Raw genomic sequence first — 21,582 nt, forward strand, 5'->3', positions numbered from 1 at the left:
ATGCGCGCCCAGTTCGTCCTGTCGGAGATCGGCGTCGGTCTCCGCCGAAATCTCACGATGACCTTCGCGGTCATCGTCTCCGTAGCGCTTTCGCTCGCCCTGTTCGGCGGTTCGCTGCTCATGCGTGACCAGGTGAGCACGATGAAGGGCTACTGGTACGACAAGGTCAACGTCTCGATCTTCCTGTGCAACAAGGCCGACGCCGAGCAGGACCCCAAGTGCGCCAAGGGCGCCGTCACGAACGAGCAGAAGGACCAGATCCTCGGCGATCTGAAGAAGATGCCCGTCGTGGACAAGGTGGTCCACGAGTCGGCGGACGAGGCGTACAAGCACTACAAGGAGCAGTTCGGCGACTCGCCGCTGTCCAGCTCGCTGACGCCGGACCAGATGCAGGAGTCGTTCCGCATCAAGCTGAAGGACCCGGAGAAGTACCAGGTGGTCGCGACCGCCTTCTCCGGGCGTGACGGCGTGCAGGCCGTGCAGGACCAGAAGGGCTATCTGGACAACCTCTTCGGGCTGCTGAACGGCATGAACTGGGCGGCCGTGGCGGTGATGGCGCTGATGCTCGTCGTCGCGCTGATGCTGATCGTCAACACCGTGCGCGTCTCGGCGTTCAGCCGCAGACGTGAAACCGGCATCATGCGGCTCGTCGGCGCGTCGAGCTTCTACATCCAGATGCCGTTCATCATGGAGGCCGCGGTCGCCGGTCTCATCGGTGGCGGCCTCGCCTGCGGCATGCTGCTGGTCGGCAGGTACTTCATGATCGACCACGGTCTCGAACTCTCCGAGAAGATCAACCTGATCAACTTCCTCGGCTGGGACGCGGTCCTCGCCAAGCTGCCGCTGGTGCTCGCCATCGGCCTTCTGATGCCCGCGCTGGCCGCGTTCTTCGCGTTGCGCAAGTACCTGAAGGTGTGACAAGAGCCCTCGGCGTGGCCGGGCGTCGTGCGGTTCAACCCACCGTACGGCGCCCTTCGTTGTCCTAGACTCACCGTCATGTCAGGCCTCGACCGGTTCGCCGAGCGGTTCTCCGGGCCCCGCCGCATCTGCCGCGGGGCGACCCTGACATTGGTCTTCGCGAGCGTCCTCGTCACCGGCGCGGCCACCGGCTCCTGGAGCGACGCGGCGGACGACGGCCGGAATGAGCCGTCTCCCGCGGTGCGTTCCGACGCCCTCGCGGCGCCGAGGGGCGACGCGGACACCGCCGACAAGGCCGCCGACGCAGCCGCGGAGGCGATGGCCGACGGCAAGTCCGGCAAGGACGCCGCCGAGGAGGCCGTCAGCCGCAGCGGGGACCGCTGGGGGTCGGTGTACTCGCCGGGCGAGTTCCAGGAGTTCGAGAAGGCGCTCGGCGGCGCGTACACGGGCGTCGGTCTCTGGGCCCGGCGCGCGGCCGACGGGCACATCGAGGTCTCCAAGGTCCAGGAGGACGGCCCCGCGGAGCGGGCCGGCATCCGTGAGGGGGACCGGCTGCGCTCCATCGACGGCAGGCGCGTCAAGGGCCGCCCCGTGACCGAGGTCCTCTCCCTGCTGCGCGGCGAACGCGTCGGCACACCGGTGGTCATCGGCCTGGAACGCGGCACGCGCGCGTGGAGCGAGAAGCTGCGCCGGGCCAGGCTCACCACGGACTCCGTCACGGTCACCGAGGCGTCCGACGGCGCCGTCGTGATCAAGGTCGACGCGTTCACGAAGGGCTCCGGAGAAGCGGTGCGGAGCGCGGTGCGCGAGGCCCCCGAGGGCGCCGGGATCCTGCTCGACCTGCGCGGGAACTCCGGAGGCCTGGTCTCGGAGGCGGTCAAGGCCACCTCCGCGCTCGTCGACGGCGGCCTCGTCGCGACGTACGACGTGCGCGGCGAGGAGAAGGCCCTCCACGCCGAGCGCGGCGGCGACACGGACCGGCCCGTGGTCGCCCTCGTCGACGGAGGCACGATGAGCGCGGCCGAGCTGCTCACCGGCGCCCTCCAGGACCGCGGCCGCGCCGTCGTGGTGGGCACGAGGACGTTCGGCAAGGGGTCGGTCCAGATGCCGCGCCGTCTGCCCGACGGCTCCGTCGCCGAGCTGACCGTCGGCCACTACCGCACCCCTTCGGGGAGGGCCGTCGACGGACAGGGCATCACCCCGGACCTGGAGGCCGAGGACGGGGCCGAGAAGCGGGCCGAGACAGTATTGACTGGCCTCGGACCCCCCTCGTAGTGCGAAAATGGCCGCACTATGGCGAAGGAAAAGGTAAAGCGCAAGGCCGCGAAGGCCGCTGAGAAGGCACCCGCCCGGAAGATGGTCGCGCAGAACAAGAAGGCGCGGCACGACTACCACATCCTGGACACGTACGAGTGCGGCCTCGTCCTGATGGGCACCGAGGTCAAGTCGCTGCGGCTGGGCCGTGCCTCCCTGGTGGACGGGTTCGTGCACATCGACCGCGGGGAGGCGTGGCTGCACAACATCCACGTCCCCGAGTACGTACAGGGCACCTGGACCAACCACTCCGCCACGCGGAAGCGCAAGCTCCTGCTGCACCGCGCGGAGATCGACAAGCTGGAGTCGAAGTCCCAGGAGACGGGTCACACGATCGTGCCCCTGGCCCTGTACTTCAAGGACAGCCGGGTCAAGGTCGAGATCGCGCTGGCCAAGGGCAAGAAGGAGTACGACAAGCGGCAGGCGCTCAAGGAGAAGCAGGACCTGCGCGAGACGAACCGCGCGATCGAGGCGGCCAAGCGGCGCCAGCGCGGCGCCTAGCCCGCGGCCGCCGCGACCCCGCGGGAATTGGCTGGCATCGTCGGGCGTTGGTCACGTACGATGGGTACCGCACCTCACCGCAGGTGCGTGGATGGTTTGAAAAATCAACATGGGGATGATCGGTTTCGACAGCGGATGTCGAAGCAGGGGAAGCGAGCCGAGGAAGCGGCAATGATCTCGTAAACCATATGTCGCAACCAATAATCGCCAATTCTAAGCGCGATTCCCAGTCCTTCGCCCTCGCTGCCTAATAAGCAGTGACTGAAGGACCCTAAAAGGGTGTCAGCCCGGGAGTGTTCCCGGCCCGGATCCTGGCATAATCTAGGGAACTAAACCATCGATCCCGGTCACGGGGTTCGATGGGAAATCAAACAGTGACTGGGCCTGTCGGAGACTTGTTCGCGAGATCTCCGGGGCCGAGAAAAGCGAAGCGAACTGCGCTCGGAGAAGCCCTCCTTTTGCACCGTTGGACGCGGGTTCGATTCCCGCCATCTCCACAATTCCCATGTGCGGCGAAAGCCCTCTGGCCGCTGGCCAGGGGGCTTTTTCCATGCCTTCGGCCGGAGTGGGGTCTGTTGCGGGGCGTCCGAGTCCGGGATGCTCCAGGGTCATGAGTAGACCCGTGAGACGCAACACCCGCATGCGCCACTGGATCTGGCCCGCCGTGCTCGCCGTCGCGGTGGCCGGGCTCTCCGCCGGAGCTCCGGCCGGCGCGGACTCCGACCGGTCGGGGCTGCCCGAAGCCATCGACACCATCCTGGGCGACCCGCGCATGGAGGGCGGTGTGGCCAGCGTCGTCGTCGCCGACTCCGCGTCCGGCGACGTCCTCTACCAGCACCGCTCCAGCGGCCGCCTGATGCCCGCCTCCAACACCAAGCTGCTCACCTCGGCCGCCGCCACGGAGCTCCTCGGCCCCGGCCACCGGTTCACCACGGACGTCCGCACCACCGCGCCGCGGCGCGGTTCCGAGCTCCGCGGCGACCTCTACCTGCGGGGCACCGGCGACCCCACGACCCTCGCCAAGGACTACGACCGACTCGCCGCGAAGATCGCCGACTCGGGGATCAAGCGGGTCTCCGGGCGGCTCGTCGCCGACGACACCCGCTTCGACAGCAAGCGCGTCGGCGACACCTGGGGCGGCGACGACGAGTCCTCGTACTACGCCGCGCAGATCAGCGCGCTGAGCGTCGCGCCCGACACCGACTACGACACCGGGACCGTCATCGTCGAGGTCGAGCCCGGAGCGCGGGCCGGGGCCAAGCCGCGCGTGCGCCTGACGCCGAAGACCGACTACGTAGACATCGATCTGCGCGCGACCACCGTCGCGGAGGGCGGCGCCGACACCGTCGCCGTGGAACGGCAGCACGGCAAGAACGTCATCACCGTCAGCGGCACCGTCCCGGTCGGCGGGGACACCACCAAGGAGTGGGTCACCGTCTGGGAGCCCACCAAGTACGCGGCCGCCGTCTTCCGCGACGCCCTCGCCGCGCACGGCGTGAAGGTGAACGGGCCGACCCGGGCCGGGATCGCCACCCCGAAGGAAGCCCGCAGGCTCGCCACGCACGACTCGATGCCGCTCAAGGACCTCCTGATCCCGTTCATGAAGCTGTCCAACAACATGCACGCGGAGAGCCTCACCAAGGCCATGGGCCACAAGGCGACCGGCAGGGCCGGGGGTTGGGACGACGGCATCGCGGCCATCGGCGGCTACCTGAAGACCGCGGGCGTCGACCCGGGGAAGATCCGCCAGGTCGACGGCTCCGGGCTCTCGCGCAAGGACAACGTCGCGGCCGAGCAGTACATCAAGCTGCTGCGTTCGGCGAAGAGCGAGCCGTGGTTCGCCGACTGGTACACATCCCTGCCGGTGGCCTGCGCACGGGACAAGTTCGTCGGCGGCACGCTGCGCACACGCATGTGCGGAACCCCCGCCGCCCTCAACGTGCGTGCCAAGACCGGGTCGTTGACGGGCGCGTCCGCGCTGTCCGGGTACGTCAAGGACAAGGACGGACGTGAGCTGGTCTTCAGCATCATCCTGAACAACTACCTGCCCTCCTCCGTGAAGGCCCTGGAGGACGCCATCGTGGTGACCCTCGCCTCCTCGACCGAGGACCGGGCCGTCCCGGTCACGCCGCGTTCGACACGTGCGGCGGAGCGGGACGGCGGCGACGGAGCCGAGCTCGAGTGCTCGTGGCGCAAGCCTGCGCGCTGCTGAGCAGCAGGGCACAGCAGGCGGCGGCGACCGGCACGCCGTAGCCCGCGGCGGTGCCCAGGCGCTCCACCGCCCAGCCGCCGCCCGCCGCGCCGCACGCGATGCCCCCGAGGAGGCCGGTCACGGCGAGGGTCATGCCCTCGTTCAACCGCGCCTCAGGGGTGCGGCGTTGCACCAGCGTCATGGCGGTGACCATCGTGGGCGCCGTCGCCATCCCCGCGCACAGCAGCGCTCCGGAGAGGACGATCAGCGAACCGGTCGACGCGACCGCGAGCAGGGGCAGCGTCAGCACGCCCGCCATCGCGGCGGCGCACAGGACATGGCGGCGGCCGAGGGACCCGCGCGGTTTCACGGCTCCGTGGACGAGCCCGGCCGCGCAGGAACCCGCGGCCTGGAGGGCGAGGACCACGCCCGCGGCCGCCTTGTGGCCCCGCTCGTCGGCGTAGGCGATCGTGACGACTTCGAGCGAGCCGAAGACGGCACCCGTGGCGAGGAAGCCGATCAGCAGAGCGGGCATCCCGCGCGCGCGGAGCAGCGATTTCGGCGCGGCGGACGTCTTCGTACGGTCCTGCGGCGGGGGCTCCGTCGCCCGCTGGGCGGCGAACACGAGAACACCGCCCACCAGCAGGCCCACACCGATCAGGGTGCCCGCCTGAGGGAAGAGCGTGCCGCACAAGAACGCGGCGAGGACGGGGCCGAGCATGAAGCAGAGCTCGTCGGCGGCCTGCTCGAAGGAGTTCGCGGTGTGCACGGCCTGTGCGTCACCCTTGAGCAGATGGGCCCAGCGGGCCCGTGACATGCCCCCGGTGTTGGGTGTCGTGGCGGTGGCCGCGTACGACGCGAACAGTGTCCAGTCGGGTGCTCCGTAGCGCACGCACAGCACCAGGGAGAGCGAGCCGAGCGCGGCGACGAGGGTGGCGGGCACCGCGACGCGTGCCTGGCCGTGGCGGTCGACGAGCCGCGCGGTCCAGGGCGCCACGACGGCGGTCGCGGCGAGGCCGGTCGCGGTGACGGCGCCGGCCAGCGCGTACGAACCGCGGGCTCCGGAGATCATGATGACGGCGCTCACGCTGAACATGCCCATGGGGAGCCGTGCGACGAGGTTGCCGAGGGTGAAGGCGGTGGTGCCGGGTATGGCGAAGAGGCGGGAGTACGGGTTGTGGGGCATGCGAACACCCTCACCGGAGCCGCCGGACGGGGTCCAACACCTTCTGGACGCCCATTCACGCACCACCGTTGTAAGTCCTCGTGACGGCTTGTAGGTTCCTGCGATGACCGCGGAACCAGACGTCGCGCACCGCCGTGATGTGGACCCCAGGCTGCTGCGTGCCTTCGTCGCCGTGGCGGAGGAGCTGCACTTCACCCGGGCGGCCGCCGTGCTGTACGTCGCGCAGCAGACGCTGAGCCGTGATGTGCGGCGCCTCGAAAGGGAGTTGGGGACCGAGCTCTTCTCGCGCACCACGCGGCAGGTCACGCTGACCGCAGACGGCGAGCGGCTGCTGCCGTACGCGCGGCGCGTCCTGGCGGCCCAGGACGACCTGGTCGCCGCGGCCGCGGGCGCGGCACGCCCGCTTCTCGTCGACCTGAACAGCCCCGGCCTGGCCTTCGGGCGGATCCTGGAGCGGGCCCGGGCGCTGGCGCCCGAGTGCGAGCTGATGGCCCGCTTCGAGAGCGGCCTCACCGGTTCCGCCGCTGAGATCGTCACCGGGCGGCTCGACGTGTCCTTCGGGCGGTACGCGGGGCTCGACCCGGCGGTGCGGGCCGGACTCGACCACCAGCCCGTGCGGTACGAACCGATGGCGGTGCTGCTGCCCGCCGGTCATCCGCTGGCGGAGCTCGACGAGGTGCCGCTGGAGGCGCTCGCGGGGGAGACCGTGTACGCGGGGGCGGGCAACCCCGGGACGACGGAGTGGACCGGCCTCGCGCGGCTGCTCTTCGAGGGGCGCGGCATCGACATCGCGCCACCCGCGCCCCTCGCCGTCGGGCCCGAGGAATTCGAACGAATCATGGCGAAGAATCGAAATCCGGTCCTCGCGGTAGTGGACTTTCCGGCCATGCCCGGGGCCGAGCTGCGGCCGCTCGTCGATCCCGTCCCGCTGTCCCCCGTATCACTGGTGTGGCGAAAAGGGCTGCCGCATCCGGGTATTGCCGCCTTGCGGGAGGCGGCAGCGTCTCTGGCCGCCGAGGAGGGATGGCTGGAGAGACCGGCAGATGGTTGGCTTCCCGCCACGGATGCACTCATCATGATGAGTCAGAACTGACTGAGAACCACGCCTGTCACTCCGGTGCGCTACATTCATGGCCCGAGTGCAGTGTGATAGTGGGGGCGCTCGGATCGGGTGGGGGCCCGGTCCGGCCGACGGGCATCCGGGGTCGTACGCGCACCCGAGTCAGTGATGTGGGGGGTTGTGCGTACGCATGGAAACTTGGCGAGAAGATGCCCTACCAGGACATACCCATGATCCGAACGAGGTCACCGTTCAGATCGACGGCCTGGGGCGGCAGCTTGCGGACCTGTCCGCGGAGCCCGGCCGCGGGGGCGCGGCCGAAGGGCCGGTCTTCGTCGACGAGACGGGCCGCCGGAGCCGCAGGTTCCGCCGCTTCGGGATGGTCGTCGGCGTCGTCTGCGCGGTCTACGCGGCGGTCATAGTCGGCACGCTGTTCTCCGGCAGCTCCAGTGCTCCCTGGCTGCCCATGCCGGAACCCAAGGCGGAGAAGCCGGCCAGAAAGGTGGACGCGCCGGGCGGTCCGGCGGCCCCCGTCGACCCGTCCGCCTCGTCCGGTTCGTCACCGTCGCCCGGCGCGTCGGACGGCACGGACTCGTCGGGCGGGCCTGACGACGACGGTGGCGGCGGGCCGGGCCCGTCCCGGACCGACGCGGGCGGGGCCGGCCCCGGCACGAACCCCGGCTCCGGCACGACCGGGGGCGGCGACCCCGCCCCCGGCACGGACCGGAGCGGCGACGACGAAGGCGCCGCGGTCGACCCGACCGCCGGCTCCGGCAACGTCGACCCCGCGCCGACCGGTCCGGTCGACCCGCCCGTCGATCCGCCCGCGCAGCCGTCGCAGCCCGCCGGGAGCGGTGGGAGCGGCGGCGGGAGCGGCAACGGTGGTGGTGCCGGTGGGGGTGGTGGCGGCAGCGCCGAAGTCCCCGTCGGATACACGCCTTCTGCCGAGCAGCCCTCCACGGAGGCCGTGGAGTCCTGACCGCCACCGAACCGTCGTGACGGCCACCCAACCCGTCCTGACGCTCGCCCTCCATCCGCCGTGACGGCCACCCAACCGTCCCGACGGTCGCCCCATCCGTCGTGGCGGTCACCCAACCCGTCCTGACGCTCGCCCTCCATCCGCCGTGACGGCCACCCAACCGTCTCGACGGTCGCCCCATCCGTCGTGGCGGTCACCCAACCGTCCTCACGGCCGCCCCAGTCGTAGCGACGGCCACCCCGCCCCTCCGAACGGATGCCGCGCCCGCACCCGCACCCGCACCCGCGCCGGCGCCGGCGTCCACACCCACCCCTCCCCGACCCTCACCACCCCCTGAACCAGCCAAGGCCGCGCCGTCCCTGTCCCTGATGAACACCGCGCGGCCCTGAACGAACCCGCTCCGTCCCACCGCCCCACATGGACACACCCCAAAATGTCCTGAGTGGGCACCAAGCCGTCCTCGGAGGACGCACTGCCATGAACGCCCGCACCACCCGAGGCCGCTCGGACCGCCCCCCGAGCAGCCACTCGCCAAGCCGGCGCGGCCGCGGCAAGCGCCGCGCCAAGCCACCCGCGAGTGCCTGGCGCCGCCGGCTGCCCATGCGTTACCTGCTGCCCTCGCTGCTGCTCCTCGCGCTGCTCGCGATGCTGATGCTGCGCGGGTACGTACACAGCGAGATACTCGCCGACCACCGCGTCAGACCGCCCGCGCCCACCGGCCACGTGCCGCAGAAGATCCTCGAGGGCGGCCCGGTCATCGACACCCGGAACGGGCGCGAGACCACGCTGGGCGTGCCCGACCACCGGCTCGTGCTGACCTTCGACGACGGCCCCGACCCGGAGTGGACCCCCAAGGTCCTCGACGTACTGAGGGAACACGACGCGCACGGCGTCTTCTTCGTCACCGGCACCATGGCCTCGCGCCATCCGGACCTGGTCCGGCGCATGGTGGACGAGGGCCACGAGGTCGGCCTGCACACGTTCAACCACCCCGACCTCTCCTACCAGTCCGCGCGCCGCATCGACTGGGAGCTCTCGCAGAACCAGCTCGCCCTCGCCGGCGCGGCGGGCATACGGACCTCGCTCTTCCGCCCGCCGTACTCGTCGTTCGCCGACGCGATGGACGACAAGTCGTACCCCGTGACGAAGGCGATAGGCAGCCGCGGTTACCTCACCGTCGTCAACAACACCGACAGCGAGGACTGGAAGCGCCCCGGCGTCGACGAGATCATCCGCCGGGCCACGCCCCAGGGCGGCAAGGGCGCCATCGTCCTCATGCACGACTCCGGCGGCGACCGCTCCCAGACCGTCGCCGCGCTCGACCGCTTCCTGCCCGACCTGCAGAAGCAGGGCTACAAGTTCGGCAACCTCACCGAGGCACTGAACGCCCCCAGCGCACACACCGAGGTCACCGGCGTAGAGCTGTGGAAGGGCAGGGCCTGGGTCTTCCTGGTCGGCGCCTCCGAGCAGATCACCGACGGCCTCGTCGTCGCCCTCGCCGTCATCGGCGTCCTCGTCTTCACCCGCTTCGGCCTGATGCTGCTGCTCTCCGCGGTGCACGCGCGCCGGGTGCGGAGACGGGACTTCCACTGGGGACCGCGGATCACCGAACCGGTCTCCGTCCTGGTCCCGGCGTACAACGAGGCGAAGTGCATCGAGGCGACGGTCCGTTCCCTGATGGCGAGCGACCACCCCATCGAGATCATCGTCATCGACGACGGCTCGTCGGACGGCACGGCCCGCATCGTGGAGGGCCTGCGCCTGCCGAACGTACGCGTGGTGCGGCAGCAGAACGCGGGCAAGCCCGCCGCCCTCAACCGGGGCATAGCCAACGCGCGCTTCGACATCATCGTGATGATGGACGGCGACACCGTCTTCGAGGCGTCCACCGTCCGCGAACTCGTGCAGCCCTTCGGCGACCCGCGCGTGGGCGCCGTCGCGGGCAACGCGAAGGTCGGCAACAGGGACTCGCTGATCGGCGCGTGGCAGCACATCGAGTACGTCATGGGCTTCAACCTCGACCGCCGTATGTACGACATGCTGCGCTGCATGCCGACCATCCCCGGAGCGGTCGGCGCGTTCCGGCGCTCCGCCCTGGAGCGGGTCGGCGGCATGAGCGACGACACGCTCGCCGAGGACACCGACATCACCATGGCGCTGCACCGCGACGGCTGGCGCGTCGTGTACGCGGAGAAGGCGCGCGCCTGGACCGAGGCCCCGGAATCGGTCCAGCAGCTCTGGTCGCAGCGCTACCGCTGGTCGTACGGCACGATGCAGGCGATCTGGAAGCACCGCCGCGCCGTCGTCGAGTCGGGCCCCTCGGGCCGCTTCGGCCGCGTGGGCCTGCCCCTGGTGTCCCTCTTCATGGTGCTCGCCCCACTCCTGGCGCCGCTCATCGACGTGTTCCTGCTGTACGGACTGGTCTTCGGCCCCACCGAGAAGACCGTCGTCGCGTGGCTGGGCGTGCTGGCGGTGCAGGCGGTCTGCGCGGCGTACGCGTTCCGTCTGGACCGCGAACGCATGACACACCTGATCTCGCTGCCCCTCCAGCAGATCCTCTACCGGCAGCTGATGTACGTGGTGCTGCTGCAGTCCTGGATAACCGCCCTCACCGGAGGCCGCCTGCGCTGGCAGAAGCTGCGGCGTACGGGAGTGCTCGAGGCGCCCGGGTCCATTCCGCGTCAGCGGACGGGCAGCCATGATCGGAGTCCCGTCGCATGAGTCACAGTTCCGGTTACGTACCTGAATACGCGCCTGAGCACGTACCTGAATACGCGCCTGAGCACGTACCTGAATACGCGCCTGAGCACGCGCCTGAGTACCCGCCGACAGCGCCCGCGCAGACACCGGTGCCGTCTCCGCGGACACCGGTCGCCGGGACCAGGAAAGCGGGCCGGGACCGCTACCTGGACCTGCTCCGCTCGCTCGCGCTCGTCCGCGTCGTCATCTACCACCTGTTCGGCTGGGCGTGGCTGACGATCGCGTTCCCCTCCATGGGCGTGATGTTCGCGCTCGCGGGCTCGCTGATGGCGCGCTCGCTGAAGCGTCCCGCGTGGGGTGTGATCAGGGGCCGCATCCGTCGCCTGCTCCCGCCCATGTGGGTGTTCAGCGCCGCGGTCCTCGTCCTCCTCTTCGCGGGCGGCTGGAACCTGAGCGAGGACCCGGACCACCCGGGCACCTGGGGCCTGGTGAGCATGCTCAACTACGTGTTCCCCGTGGGCGCCCCGCCCTTCCCCTGGAACCTGGGCGACAAGGCGGGCCTCCTCGAGGACACCTGGCCCGCGCAGGCCGCCGGTCCGCTCTGGTACATCCGCGCGTACCTGTGGTTCGTCATCGCCTCCCCGCTCCTGCTGTGGGCGTTCCGCAGGGCGCCGTGGGCGACGCTGCTCGCTCCGCTCGCCCTGACCGCGGTCATCGGCACGGGCCTGGTCACGATCCCCGGCGAGACGGGCAACGCCGTCACGGACTTCGCGCAGTACGGAAGTTGCTGGGTGCTCGGCTTCGCCCACCAGAACGGCACGCTGGCCCGCGTCCCGCGCTACCTCGCGGTGTCGGCCTCCGCCCTGATCATGGCCTTCGGCCTCTGGTGGGCCTCGGGCCACCTCGGCCCGGACGGCTGGGACCTGAACGACATCCCGCTGGCGCAGGCGGCGTGGTCGTTCGGCTTCGTGGTCATCCTGCTTCAGTACGCGCCCTCGTGGCAGGAGTTGCCGGGACGGCTGGCCAAGTGGGACAAGCTGGTCACCCTCTCCAACAACCGCGCGGTGACCATCTATCTCTGGCACAACTTCCTCATCATGGCGACGGTGCCGATCATCGACCAGGCGTACGACCTGCCGTTCATGGAGAACGAACAGTGGAGCTCGGCGCTCGACACGACGTACATGCTGTGGATGACCCTGTTGATCTGGCCGCTGATCGGCTTGATGGTGGTCGCGGTGGGCTGGGTGGAGGACCTGGCGGCGCGGCGGAGGCCGAGGCTGTGGCCGAACGGAGCGGGCGGCGGCTCCAGCAAGGCGGGCGGTCGACGGAGGGCGGGATCGCGCCGGTCTTCACAGTGACCACGCAATGACGTTGTGCGAACGTTACGTGGGGCGGTGCGCCCGCAATGGCTTGAAATGCCGCGGTAAATGCGGGCGTTCGGTACGGGTGAGGGGTCGTCGGCTGGCGTCTTGCCGGACGGCGTAATTCGCTGCGGTGAATGGTGGTCGCGTGAGGCGGTCGTGAGGCGGTCGCGGAATGCGGGGTGGTGAGGGCGTCGCCCACCGTTCCGTGCATCGCATTCGCGAACCCTCCCTCGGTGATGGGCCGTAACGATATCGACGCTGCGTGTAGCCGACTCCTAAGCTGGCGGCTCTTCCCCGCTGTACGCGCCGGACGACCGCATGCCGCGCGGCGGGCCCACCCTCTGCCAGGAGTTCCTTTGCTTTACAGGAAGACCGCGCTGCGCATCGCCGCGCCCGTCGCCGTGCTCGCCCTCGCCCTCACCGCCTGCGGCGGCGGTGACGACAAGAAGGCGGACGACAAGAAGGCGGACGCCCCCAAGTCGCAGAACAAGCCCGCGGAGCCGACCACCCTGAAGGCCGGCGAGACCACCACGGGCCAGGTCAAGGAGGACAAGGCCACCGTCACGTACGACGTCGCCGCGCAGAAGATCGACGTCGGCACGGCGGCCGAGACCAAGAAGCTGGTCTCGGACCCGAAGCAGGCGAAGGGCCTGGTCGTGGCGACCGCCCACATGAAGATCACGCACAAGGCCGGCGCCCCGCTCACGGACACGCCGGACGTGGCCGAGACGACGGAGATCTACGCGGACGGCACCCGCGGCGGCCTCCTCATCGGTGCCGCCGAGGACGCGCCGGGCTGCGAGGACGAGCTGGACCTCGAGGGCTGGAAGAAGGGCGAGACGCACGAACTGTGCGAGACGTACCTGATCCCCGAGGGCTCGAAGGACCTCGAGGTCCGCTGGTCGGCCAAGGAGGACGGCAAGCAGGTGACGTGGAAGGTACCGGGGAAGTAGCGGCGGCACGTACGTAACTGCCGTGTGCGGCGGGTACGTCGGCCGGTCGACGTCCGGGCATCGCGTTCAGCGGCGGTGCCCGGACGCGTGTGTTTGCGGGGTCAACGCGTGAAGGCGGGCGTCGTGATGGACCCGCCGTCGGCGCCCGTCAGCCCTCATGGATAGCTCGGTTCGCTCCAGAGAACCCTCGCCCCCCCCAGGAGCTGACCGGGACCCGCCGCCCACCAAGGACAGCGACAGGATCGCGGGTGCGGACACGGGCGGGGAGAAGTCGAAGTCGCCCTCTCCGAAGACGTCGGAGGACGGTGTCGGTGCGACGCAGGACGTGGTCGTACGGGAGATCCGGTCGGTCAACCGCTGACGGCGGGCTGATCACCGGCTCCGGCGCGGAGGCGGGAGACGGGGTTCAGTAGCCGACCGTGAAGCGGGTGCGGTGGTGGGCCGGGGACTCCGCTTCGTCCAGGAGCGCCACCGCCAGGTCCTCCATGGAGATGGACGAGCTGCCGTCCGCGTCCACCAGGAGTTCGTCCTTGCCGAGGCGGTACTCGCCCGTGCGGGTGCCCGGTTCGAAGAGGGCCGAGGGGCTGATGTACGTCCAGGCCACCCGTGTGTCCGCCGTGCGCAGCGCCTCGTACTGGGCGTTGGAAGCCTCCGCGATGTGGCGCCAGGTCGCGGGCACGTACCGCGGGTCGTCGACGGCGAGGCGCCCCTCCGTACCGGGGACCGTGAGGCTGCCCGCGCCGCCGATGACGATGAGGCGTACGTCGCCGGGCGTGCGGGCGAGGCCGGACAGGAGCGATCCGATGATCGCGGCGTGTTCGCGCTCGCGGCCCGGGGCGGGTCTCGTGGCGTTGACGACGACGTCCTGGCCGGCACTCACGTCGCAGACGTGGTCCGGGTTCTGGGCGTCGCCGGCGCGGTGCTCGGCGTCCGGGTGGAGCTCGGGGTGGCGGGACGGGTCGCGGACCACCGCGGTGACCTGGTGGCCGCGGGCAAGGGCCTCGGCGACGACGCGGCTTCCGGCGTTTCCGGCTGCTCCGAAGACGGTGATGCGCACGGGTGGCTCCTGAGGGAAGAGGGGGGTGTGCGGGTGCGGGTGCGGGCGTGGGTACGGGTGCGGGCGTGGTGCGCGGGTTACGCGCGGCGCGCCTGGCGGCGGCTCTGGCCGAGCACCACGCTGCCGACGACGAGGACCAGCCCGGCCACCTGCCACACGGTGAGCGTCTGCCCGAGGATCACCAGGCCTGCGAGTGTCGCGACGACCGGGTTGGCCAGGCCGAGGAAGGAGACGGAGGAGGCGGGGAGGCGTTCGATGCCGCGGAACCAGAGGGCGTACGCGAGGGCCGTGCCGATGATGCCGAGGTAGGTGTACCCGGCGATGTTGGCCCCGGTGAAGTGGTCCGGCAGGCCCTCGGCGGTGAGGGCGATGGGCGCCAGGATCAGTCCGCCCGCGGTCAGCTGCCATCCGGTGAGGGCGAGCAGGGATGTGCCTTCGGGCCTGCCCCACCGCTTGCTGAGCACCACGGCGAGTGCCATCAGTGTGGTCGCCGTCAGCATCGCCGCGATGCCGGCGAGGTCGACCGTGGCGCTGCCGCGCAGGACGAGGAGCGCGACGCCCGCGACGCCGACGAGGCCCGCGAACAGCGTACGGCGGGTGGGCCGCACCTTCAGTACGCCGATGCCGAAGCCCGCCACGAGCAGCGGCATGACCGCGCTGATCGTCGAGGCGACGCCGCCGGGCAGGTGGTAGGCGCCGAAGAAGAGGAGCGGGAAGAACGCGCCGAAGTTGAGGATGCCGAGGACGGCGGCCTTCCACCACCAGTCGCCGCGCGGCAGCCGCCGGGTCAGGGCGAGCAGGATGAGCCCGGCGGGCAGCGCGCGCAGGGCGGCGGCGAGCAACGGGCGGTCCGGGGGGAGGAGTTCGGTGGTGGTGACGTAGGTCGTGCCCCAGGTGGCGGGGCCGATGGCGGCGAGCGCGGCGAAGCCGGCGGCGGCCTTGGCGGAGGGGCGGGCCGTGGAGCGGTCCGCGGGGCGGTCCGCGGGGCGGGCCGAGGGCTGGGCGGCCGGGACGGGTGAGTTCTCTTCCACGGTCTGTTCCACGGTAGAAGCCTGCGTCGGGCGCGGTGTGTTGATGCTGGTGCTCTTGATCCTGGTATCGGACATGACGGTCCCCTCCTCATTCCCCTGAACGCTGTTATTCTCAACGTTGAGATAAATATGGACCCGGGGTCTGCGAACGTCAAGTATCTGAACGCTGAGATACTTGACGTTCGCTGAGCGGTGGCCGGCTGCCGGACCCTCGAGGTGCGGTGAAACCAGGGAGTGGAGACACGATGACCGACGACGGTGACGCCATCGACGAGCTGCGGAGCCAGTGGCGCCGCGAGCGTCCCGACCTGGACCTCGCGCAGCTGGACGCGATGGCCCTGGTCGGCCGCATCAAGCGGGCGGACCACCTGCTGAGCAAGGGTATGAAGCGGGTCTTCGCCGAGTACGGCCTGGAGTTCGCGGAGTTCGACGTCCTCGCCACGCTGCGCCGCGTCGGCGCCCCGCACGAACTCACCGCGGGCGGGCTCCTCAAGACCGCGATGGTGACGTCCGGCGCCATCACGAACCGCCTCGACAAACTCGAACGCAAGGGCCTGATCGAACGCCACCCGGACCCGAACGACCGCCGCGCCATCCGCGTCCGCCTCACCGACGCGGGCCGCGACCTGGTGGACCGCGCGGTGGTGGACCACATCGCGAACGAGGAACGGATGCTCACCGCCCTCTCCCAGGAGGAACGCACCGCCCTCGACGGGGCGTTGCGGCGCCTTCTCGTTTCGCTCGGGGATACGCACCTGGGGTGAGGGCGCTTCACCCCGCGCCGCGCCACTCCGCGCCACGCGAGCTGGCGCCCGAAGGCACGACGAAGGGGAACCTCCCCACCTGGGCCTGGCTGGACAAGGTGAAGTTCAAGAAGGTGTCCGTCACCGCGAGCATCCCGGGCTCCGGGCTCTCCGCGACGACGACAGCCGAACCCGTGTCCCTGTCGATCGACCCCGGGACGGAGGACGCCGAGACCTACCCCGCCTCCGGGGGCTGCCCCAATGAGGGCGGAAAGATCGGCGTGCCGCGCGCCAAGGGCACTCCCGCCGACACGGAACCGCCGTGCGGGGTGAAGTACCTGCGGTCCTCCGGCGACGGCTCGTACGACCTCAGGGCCACCGTCACCTGGAAGATCAGCTGGACCAGCACCACGGGCGAGGGCGGTGACCTGCCCGACGGGCGGTTCGGCGCCGACCAGCGGGTCGAGGTCGAGGAAGTGCAGTCCATCAACCGTTGAGTCGCCCCGCATCCCCCTCCTCACCGCCCCCCACCCCACCCCCGTGAGAGCAACGTTCCGTCGTGGTCATCGGGCGGTACAGGGGTGAAACGCGGGGTCCCTAGCTTCGGGGGCGTTGGCCGCTGGTCGCGGACTACCCCCTGGAGGCGTGAGATGTGGATCGAGCGGTGGGAGCCGGAGGACGAGAGGTTCTGGAAGGAGGAGGGCGGGGAGCGGGTCGCCCGGCGGAACCTCGCGTTCTCCGTGCTGTCCGAGCACGTCGGGTTCTCCGTGTGGAGCCTCTGGTCGGTGATGGTCCTGTTCATGGGGCCCGAGTACGGGATCGACGCCGCCGGGAAGTTCTTCCTCGTGTCGATGGCGACCCTCGTCGGCGCCGTCGTCCGCGTGCCCTACACCTTCGCCGTCGCCCGGTTCGGGGGACGCAACTGGACCGTCATCGCCGCGTCCCTGCTGCTCCTGCCCACCGTCGCCGCCTTCGTGGTGATGGAGCCGGGGACCTCGTACAGCACCTTCATGCTGTGTGCCCTGCTCACCGGTGTCGGCGGAGGCAACTTCGCCTCCAGCATGACCAACATCAACTCCTTCTTCCCGCTGCGCGAGAAGGGGTGGGCGCTCGGGCTCAACGCCGGGGGCGGCAACATCGGCGTGCCCGTCGTGCAGCTCGTGGGGCTCGCCGTCATCGGGGCCGGTGGCGGACCCCGTGTCGTGCTCGGGGTCTATCTGCCGTTCATTGTTCTCTCGGCGCTTTGCGCGTATTTCTTCATGGACAGCATTTCGTCCGTCCGCAATGACACCGGCGCCGTCAAGGCCGCCGTTCGTGATCCGCACACGTGGATCATGTCGTTCCTGTATGTGGGGACCTTCGGGTCGTTCATCGGGTACGGGTTCGCCTTCGGGCTCGTCCTGCAGACGCAGTTCGGGCGTACGCCGCTGGAGGCCGCGCAGCTCACCTTCATCGGGCCGCTGCTCGGCTCGCTCGTACGGCCCGTCGGCGGGCGGCTCGCCGACCGGTTCGGCGGAGCCCGCATCACCCTGTGGAACTTCCTCGGCATGGGCGCCGCCACCGGCGTCGTCGTCATCGCCTCCCTGCGCGAGTCCCTTCCCCTCTTCGTCGGTGCCTTCGTCGCGCTCTTCGTGCTGACGGGGCTCGGCAACGGATCCACGTACAAGATGATCCCCGGGATCTTCCAGGCGAAGGCCGAGGCCCGGGGGCTCACCGGTGAGGACGCCGCCGCTCAGGGGCGTCGGCTCTCCGGCGCGGCCATGGGGCTGATCGGTGCCGTCGGCGGCCTCGGCGGGCTCGGCATCAACCTCGCGCTGCGGCAGTCCTTCCGGACGGTGGGCTCCGGCACCGGCGCCTATCTCGCCTTCCTCGCCTTCTACGGCCTGTGCGCCGGCGTCACCTACTTCGTATACCTTCGGCGACCGGTCGCCCGCGCGGTCGCGACCGTCGACACTGGGGAGAAGCCGCAGCTCCGGTACGTCGACGTGTGACCCGCCACGTGACACGTCACGCTTAACACGGTGGACATCAGGGCGAACCCGGCGCGTCACGCGCCGTTGACAGGCTCGGTCGTCCGCCCACGCACACGAGGTACGTACCGACGAGCGGGACTGACAGGGCTGACGGAGCTGACGGAACTGACGGGACCGAGACGAGAGCAGCCTATGCACGCCACACCCAGGAACGACCCCTCCACGCCCAGCCCCCTCGCCGGGTTCACCGTCGGCGTCACCGCCGCCCGCCGCGCCGACGAGCTCGGCACGCTGCTCGAGCGGCGCGGCGCCACCGTCCTGCACGCGCCCGCCCTGCGCATCGTGCCGCTCGCCGACGACAGTGAACTGCTCGATGCCACGAAGCAGTTGATCGAGCAGGCCCCCGACGTCGTCGTCGCCACCACCGCCATCGGGTTTCGCGGGTGGATCGAGGCCGCCGACGGATGGGGATACGGGGAGGCGCTGCTCCGCTGTCTGCGCGGGGTCGAGCTGCTCGCCCGCGGACCGAAGGTCAAGGGGGCCGTACGTGCCGCCGGACTCACCGAGGAGTGGTCGCCGTCCTCCGAATCCATGGCGGAGGTCCTGGACCGGCTCCTCGGGGAGGGGGTCGACGGTCGGCGCGTCGCCCTCCAGCTGCACGGGGAGCCGCTGCCCGGGTTCGTCGAGGCGCTGCGGGCCGGCGGGGCGGAGGTCGTCATGGTGCCCGTCTACCGGTGGCTGCCCCCGGAGGACCTCACGCCCGTCGACCGGCTGCTCGACGCGACCGTCGGGCGCGGCGTCGACGCGCTGACGTTCACCAGCGCTCCCGCCGCCGCGTCCCTGCTCGCCCGCGCGGAGGAACGGGGCATGACCGCCGAGCTGCTCGCCGCCCTGCACCACGACGTCCTGTCCGCCTGCGTCGGGCCCGTCACCGCCCTGCCGCTGCAGTCCCGCGGCGTCGACACGGTGCAGCCGGAGCGGTTCCGGCTCGGACCGCTCGTCCAGGTGCTCTGCCGTGAACTGCCGAGCAGGGCAAGGGCGTTGACCGTCGCCGGGCACCGCCTGGAGATCCGCGGGCACGCCGTCCTCGTCGACGACGAACTGCGCGCCGTGCCGCCCGCCGGCATGGCCCTGCTCGCCGCCCTCGCCCGCCGCCCCGGCTGGGTCGTCGCCCGCGCCGAGCTGCTGCGCGCGCTGCCGGGCGCGGGGACGGACGAGCACGCGGTGGAGTCCGCGATGGCCCGTCTGCGTACGGCTCTCGGCGCGCCGAAGCTCATCCAGACCGTCGTGAAGCGCGGCTACCGGCTCGCCGTCGACCCGTCGTCGGGATCGAAATACGCGGGGTGAGGCTCCCGCGGCCGCCACGTCGGAGGCTCGCGTTCTGGGGGGAACCTGGTACGCCGGGTTCCGGACCCGCCCGGGGGAGTGCACTGTAGGGGTACGCGACGGCACTCACTCACCGGTAACCCCCAAGGCGGTGACACGCGCATGGCGTTGGGCACGGCCCCGGCTCCGTACGAGCTGCGATTCGACTCCGGGCGGAGCTGCCTGGACCTCTTGGCGACGAACCACCCCGTGGAACGGCTCGACTCCATGGCACGACTGCGCGCCTGGCTCGTCGGCACGGGCCTCGTACCGGCGGAAGCGTTACTGCACGGCGCCGGGCCGCAGTGGCTCGCCGCCTTCCACGAACTGCGCGACCACGCCGGTCAGTTGGTGCGCGGCGAGATCGAGGGGCGGCCCCTCGCCGCCGCGGCCGTGCTCGACCGCGTCAACGCGCTGGCCGCGGCGGCGCCCCCGGCCCCGTGCGCGGTACGCGCCGCCGACGGCACGCTCGTACGCGTCCTGCGCGGCGAACCCGGCTGCGCGGCGCTCGTCGCCGCGGTCGCCCGGGACGCCGTCGACCTCCTCACCGACCCGGTGGCCCGCGCGCTGCTCCGGCAGTGCGAGGGCGACAACTGCCCGATCGTGTACCTGGACACCTCCCGCGGGCGCCGGCGCCGCTGGTGCTCCAGCGAGGTGTGCGGCAACCGGGAACGGGTGGCCAGGCACCGCCGGCGGGCGGCGCTCGCCCGCCCCTGAGAGCACGGGCCTCCCGCGAACCGCCCCCAACGACCCCACCGCTCGCCCCCGTTGAACGCACGGTCCTCCACCTACGTACCTCAGTCGTAAGACCCGCCCGACCCGCCGAAAGCGCGGACACCGGAGGTACGCGTGCGCAAGGATTCCGCCGTGGCCGATGAGCGCCCGCAGCCGCACCGCCATCGACTCGGCCGGCCTCCGGGCCCGGACGAGGAGTTGATGCGCGCCCTCTACCAGGAGCACGCGGGGCCGCTGCTCGCCTACGTGCTCCGGCTGGTGGCGGGAGACCGGCAGCGTGCCGAGGACGTCGTGCAGGAGACGCTCATCCGCGCCTGGAAGAACGCCGGTCAGCTCAACAGGGCCACCGGTTCGGTACGCCCCTGGCTGGTGACGGTCGCCCGGCGCATCGTCATCGACGGTCACCGCAGCCGGCAGGCCCGGCCGCAGGAGGTCGATCCGTCGCCGCTGGAGGTCATCCCCGCGGAGGACGAGATCGACAGGGCACTGTGGCTGATGACGCTTTCCGACGCACTGGAGGACCTGACTCCCGCACATCGGGAGGTACTTGTGGAGACCTACTTCAAAGGGCGTACGGTCAACGAGGCGGCCGAGACGCTGGGCATACCCAGCGGGACGGTCCGTTCACGGGTCTTCTACGCGCTTCGCTCGATGAAGCTGGCGCTCGAGGAGCGGGGGGTGACGGCATGACCGAGTTCCACAGCCACCACGGCGCGCAGCAGGACGACGACCTCCACGAGACCGTCGGTGCCTACGCCCTGGGGATCCTGGACGACGCGGAGGCCACACGGTTCGAGGCGCACCTCGCCGGGTGCGGGTTCTGCCGACAGCAGCTGGACGAGCTCTCCGGCATGGAGCCGATGCTGGCCGCCCTCGCGGACTTCCCAGGACCGCGCGGCGTGCCCGCGATCGGCGAGCAGCTCGCCGCCCGGCCGAGCCCCCGCCTCGCCGAACGGCTCGTCGCGGAGGTGTCCGTCAAGCGGGAGCGCGGGCGCAGGCGCGGCCTGTTCCTGGTCGCGGCGGCGGTCGCGCTGATCGTCGGCGGCCCCCTCACCGTCCTCGCGGTGACCGGTGACGACGGCGGTACGAACGACGTGGCAGTCGAACCGCATCCCACCAGCCCCGCCGAGGACGCCTTCTTCCACCACATGGAGGAGAAGGCCCGGGCCACGGACCCGAAGACCAAGGTCAGCGCCACCGTCGGCACCGAGAAGAAGGCCTGGGGCACCCACGCCGTCCTGGAGCTGAGGAACGTCAAGGGGCCGCTGAAGTGCTCACTGATCGCCGTCGGCAAGGACGGCGAGAAGGAGACGGTCAGCAGCTGGTCGGTGCCCGAGTGGGGGTACGGCATCAAGGACAGCCCGAACAAATGGGCGCGCGGTCCGCTCTACGTCCACGGGGGCGCCGCCATGGACCGCAACGACATCGACCACTTCGAGGTGACCACGTTCGACGGCGACCGGCTGGTCAAGGTCGACGTCTGAGGCACGGCAGGTGCACTGCAAGTGC

Annotated in this window: 17 protein-coding genes, 1 other RNA gene and 2 pseudogenes; 17 read left to right on the top strand and 3 right to left on the bottom strand. The window is 70.8% G+C overall.

What is annotated here, in order from left to right; translation table 11 throughout:
- The 5 genes from ftsX to dacB all read left to right on the top strand — a co-directional run bounded on the left by ftsX (window position 1) and on the right by dacB (window position 4,945).
- Window positions 1–918, top strand: a complete 918-nt coding sequence (gene ftsX / locus AC07DO_RS00350) for a permease-like cell division protein FtsX (RefSeq protein ID WP_150168507.1) — start codon at window positions 1–3, stop codon at window positions 916–918.
- Between the two features lie 78 nt (window positions 919–996).
- Complete coding sequence (locus tag AC07DO_RS00355; RefSeq protein WP_479056017.1) at window positions 997–2,193, top strand: S41 family peptidase; 1,197 nt, start codon at window positions 997–999, stop codon at window positions 2,191–2,193.
- Between the two features lie 18 nt (window positions 2,194–2,211).
- Window positions 2,212–2,733, top strand: a complete 522-nt coding sequence (gene smpB / locus AC07DO_RS00360; protein ID WP_150168503.1) for an SsrA-binding protein SmpB — start codon at window positions 2,212–2,214, stop codon at window positions 2,731–2,733.
- Between the two features lie 111 nt (window positions 2,734–2,844).
- Window positions 2,845–3,233: a transfer-messenger RNA gene (ssrA, locus tag AC07DO_RS00365) on the top strand.
- Between the two features lie 110 nt (window positions 3,234–3,343).
- Window positions 3,344–4,945: a D-alanyl-D-alanine carboxypeptidase/D-alanyl-D-alanine endopeptidase gene (gene dacB, locus AC07DO_RS00370; RefSeq protein WP_479056019.1), complete on the top strand. Its 1,602-nt coding sequence runs from the start codon at window positions 3,344–3,346 to the stop codon at window positions 4,943–4,945.
- On the opposite strand, the gene AC07DO_RS00375 is transcribed toward dacB, so the two are convergent.
- The gene (locus tag AC07DO_RS00375) at window positions 4,857–6,110 is read right to left on the bottom strand and encodes an MFS transporter (protein ID WP_479056021.1); all 1,254 of its coding nucleotides are present in this window, start codon (window positions 6,108–6,110) and stop codon (window positions 4,857–4,859) included. The two genes, dacB and AC07DO_RS00375, sit on opposite strands and share 89 nt — an antisense overlap.
- Window positions 6,111–6,213: 103 nt before the next feature.
- On the opposite strand from AC07DO_RS00375, the gene AC07DO_RS00380 reads away from it, so the two are divergent.
- The 5 genes from AC07DO_RS00380 to AC07DO_RS00400 all read left to right on the top strand — a co-directional run bounded on the left by AC07DO_RS00380 (window position 6,214) and on the right by AC07DO_RS00400 (window position 13,169).
- Entirely contained in the window at window positions 6,214–7,203 is a 990-nt protein-coding gene (locus tag AC07DO_RS00380; RefSeq protein ID WP_479056022.1) for a LysR family transcriptional regulator, read from the top strand.
- 157 nt (window positions 7,204–7,360) lie between these two features.
- On the top strand, window positions 7,361–8,149 hold the full coding sequence (locus AC07DO_RS00385) for a hypothetical protein (protein ID WP_479056024.1): 789 nt from the start codon (window positions 7,361–7,363) through the stop codon (window positions 8,147–8,149).
- Window positions 8,150–8,749: 600 nt separating this feature from the next.
- Window positions 8,750–10,870, top strand: coding sequence for a bifunctional polysaccharide deacetylase/glycosyltransferase family 2 protein (locus AC07DO_RS00390; RefSeq protein ID WP_479057474.1), 2,121 nt, complete (start codon window positions 8,750–8,752; stop codon window positions 10,868–10,870).
- The gene (locus AC07DO_RS00395) at window positions 10,867–12,210 is read left to right on the top strand and encodes an acyltransferase family protein (protein WP_479056026.1); all 1,344 of its coding nucleotides are present in this window, start codon (window positions 10,867–10,869) and stop codon (window positions 12,208–12,210) included. The genes AC07DO_RS00390 and AC07DO_RS00395 overlap by 4 nt, the downstream gene beginning before the upstream one ends.
- Before the next feature lie 362 nt (window positions 12,211–12,572).
- Window positions 12,573–13,169, top strand: a complete 597-nt coding sequence (locus AC07DO_RS00400; RefSeq protein WP_479056028.1) for a hypothetical protein — start codon at window positions 12,573–12,575, stop codon at window positions 13,167–13,169.
- 406 nt (window positions 13,170–13,575) lie between these two features.
- On the opposite strand, the gene AC07DO_RS00405 is transcribed toward AC07DO_RS00400, so the two are convergent.
- Entirely contained in the window at window positions 13,576–14,226 is a 651-nt protein-coding gene (locus AC07DO_RS00405; RefSeq protein ID WP_479056030.1) for an NAD(P)-dependent oxidoreductase, read from the bottom strand.
- A 77-nt stretch (window positions 14,227–14,303) separates the two neighbouring features.
- A complete protein-coding gene (locus AC07DO_RS00410) occupies window positions 14,304–15,332 on the bottom strand; it encodes an EamA family transporter (protein WP_479056031.1) in 1,029 nt (342 codons plus the stop codon).
- Window positions 15,333–15,502: 170 nt separating this feature from the next.
- Between AC07DO_RS00410 and AC07DO_RS00415 the strand changes: the two genes are divergently transcribed.
- From AC07DO_RS00415 to AC07DO_RS00445, 7 genes and pseudogenes are all read left to right on the top strand, one after another.
- Window positions 15,503–16,021: a MarR family winged helix-turn-helix transcriptional regulator gene (locus AC07DO_RS00415; RefSeq protein ID WP_479056033.1), complete on the top strand. Its 519-nt coding sequence runs from the start codon at window positions 15,503–15,505 to the stop codon at window positions 16,019–16,021.
- A 41-nt stretch (window positions 16,022–16,062) separates the two neighbouring features.
- A pseudogene (locus AC07DO_RS00420) lies at window positions 16,063–16,497 on the top strand (hypothetical protein); the annotation flags it as partial.
- Between the two features lie 153 nt (window positions 16,498–16,650).
- Window positions 16,651–17,991, top strand: coding sequence for an MFS transporter (locus AC07DO_RS00425; RefSeq protein ID WP_479056035.1), 1,341 nt, complete (start codon window positions 16,651–16,653; stop codon window positions 17,989–17,991).
- Window positions 17,992–18,201: 210 nt separating this feature from the next.
- Window positions 18,202–19,320: pseudogene (locus AC07DO_RS00430) on the top strand (uroporphyrinogen-III synthase); the annotation flags it as partial.
- Window positions 19,321–19,461: 141 nt separating this feature from the next.
- On the top strand, window positions 19,462–20,055 hold the full coding sequence (locus AC07DO_RS00435) for a CGNR zinc finger domain-containing protein (protein WP_479056036.1): 594 nt from the start codon (window positions 19,462–19,464) through the stop codon (window positions 20,053–20,055).
- A gap of 132 nt (window positions 20,056–20,187) precedes the next feature.
- Window positions 20,188–20,763, top strand: coding sequence for a sigma-70 family RNA polymerase sigma factor (locus tag AC07DO_RS00440; protein ID WP_150218265.1), 576 nt, complete (start codon window positions 20,188–20,190; stop codon window positions 20,761–20,763).
- Window positions 20,760–21,557 (top strand): anti-sigma factor family protein, encoded by a 798-nt coding sequence (locus tag AC07DO_RS00445; RefSeq protein ID WP_479056038.1) that lies wholly within the window; start codon window positions 20,760–20,762, stop codon window positions 21,555–21,557. The genes AC07DO_RS00440 and AC07DO_RS00445 overlap by 4 nt, the downstream gene beginning before the upstream one ends.
- Window positions 21,558–21,582 lie beyond the last annotated feature (25 nt).

The sequence above is a fragment of the Streptomyces sp. NPDC045678 genome (genome assembly GCF_056432085.1).

Coding starts and splice junctions, on each gene's coding strand:
- AC07DO_RS00385 (WP_479056024.1), top strand. CDS start 7,361: ATGGAAACTTGGCGAGAAGATGCCCTACCAGGACATACCCATGATCCG.
- AC07DO_RS00395 (WP_479056026.1), top strand. CDS start 10,867: ATGAGTCACAGTTCCGGTTACGTACCTGAATACGCGCCTGAGCACGTA.
- AC07DO_RS00390 (WP_479057474.1), top strand. CDS start 8,750: ATGCGTTACCTGCTGCCCTCGCTGCTGCTCCTCGCGCTGCTCGCGATG.
- AC07DO_RS00410 (WP_479056031.1), bottom strand. CDS start 15,332: ATGTCCGATACCAGGATCAAGAGCACCAGCATCAACACACCGCGCCCG.
- AC07DO_RS00425 (WP_479056035.1), top strand. CDS start 16,651: ATGTGGATCGAGCGGTGGGAGCCGGAGGACGAGAGGTTCTGGAAGGAG.
- AC07DO_RS00355 (WP_479056017.1), top strand. CDS start 997: ATGTCAGGCCTCGACCGGTTCGCCGAGCGGTTCTCCGGGCCCCGCCGC.
- AC07DO_RS00445 (WP_479056038.1), top strand. CDS start 20,760: ATGACCGAGTTCCACAGCCACCACGGCGCGCAGCAGGACGACGACCTC.
- AC07DO_RS00380 (WP_479056022.1), top strand. CDS start 6,214: ATGACCGCGGAACCAGACGTCGCGCACCGCCGTGATGTGGACCCCAGG.
- smpB (WP_150168503.1), top strand. CDS start 2,212: ATGGCGAAGGAAAAGGTAAAGCGCAAGGCCGCGAAGGCCGCTGAGAAG.
- AC07DO_RS00415 (WP_479056033.1), top strand. CDS start 15,503: ATGACCGACGACGGTGACGCCATCGACGAGCTGCGGAGCCAGTGGCGC.
- dacB (WP_479056019.1), top strand. CDS start 3,344: ATGAGTAGACCCGTGAGACGCAACACCCGCATGCGCCACTGGATCTGG.
- AC07DO_RS00435 (WP_479056036.1), top strand. CDS start 19,462: ATGGCGTTGGGCACGGCCCCGGCTCCGTACGAGCTGCGATTCGACTCC.
- ftsX (WP_150168507.1), top strand. CDS start 1: ATGCGCGCCCAGTTCGTCCTGTCGGAGATCGGCGTCGGTCTCCGCCGA.
- AC07DO_RS00375 (WP_479056021.1), bottom strand. CDS start 6,110: ATGCCCCACAACCCGTACTCCCGCCTCTTCGCCATACCCGGCACCACC.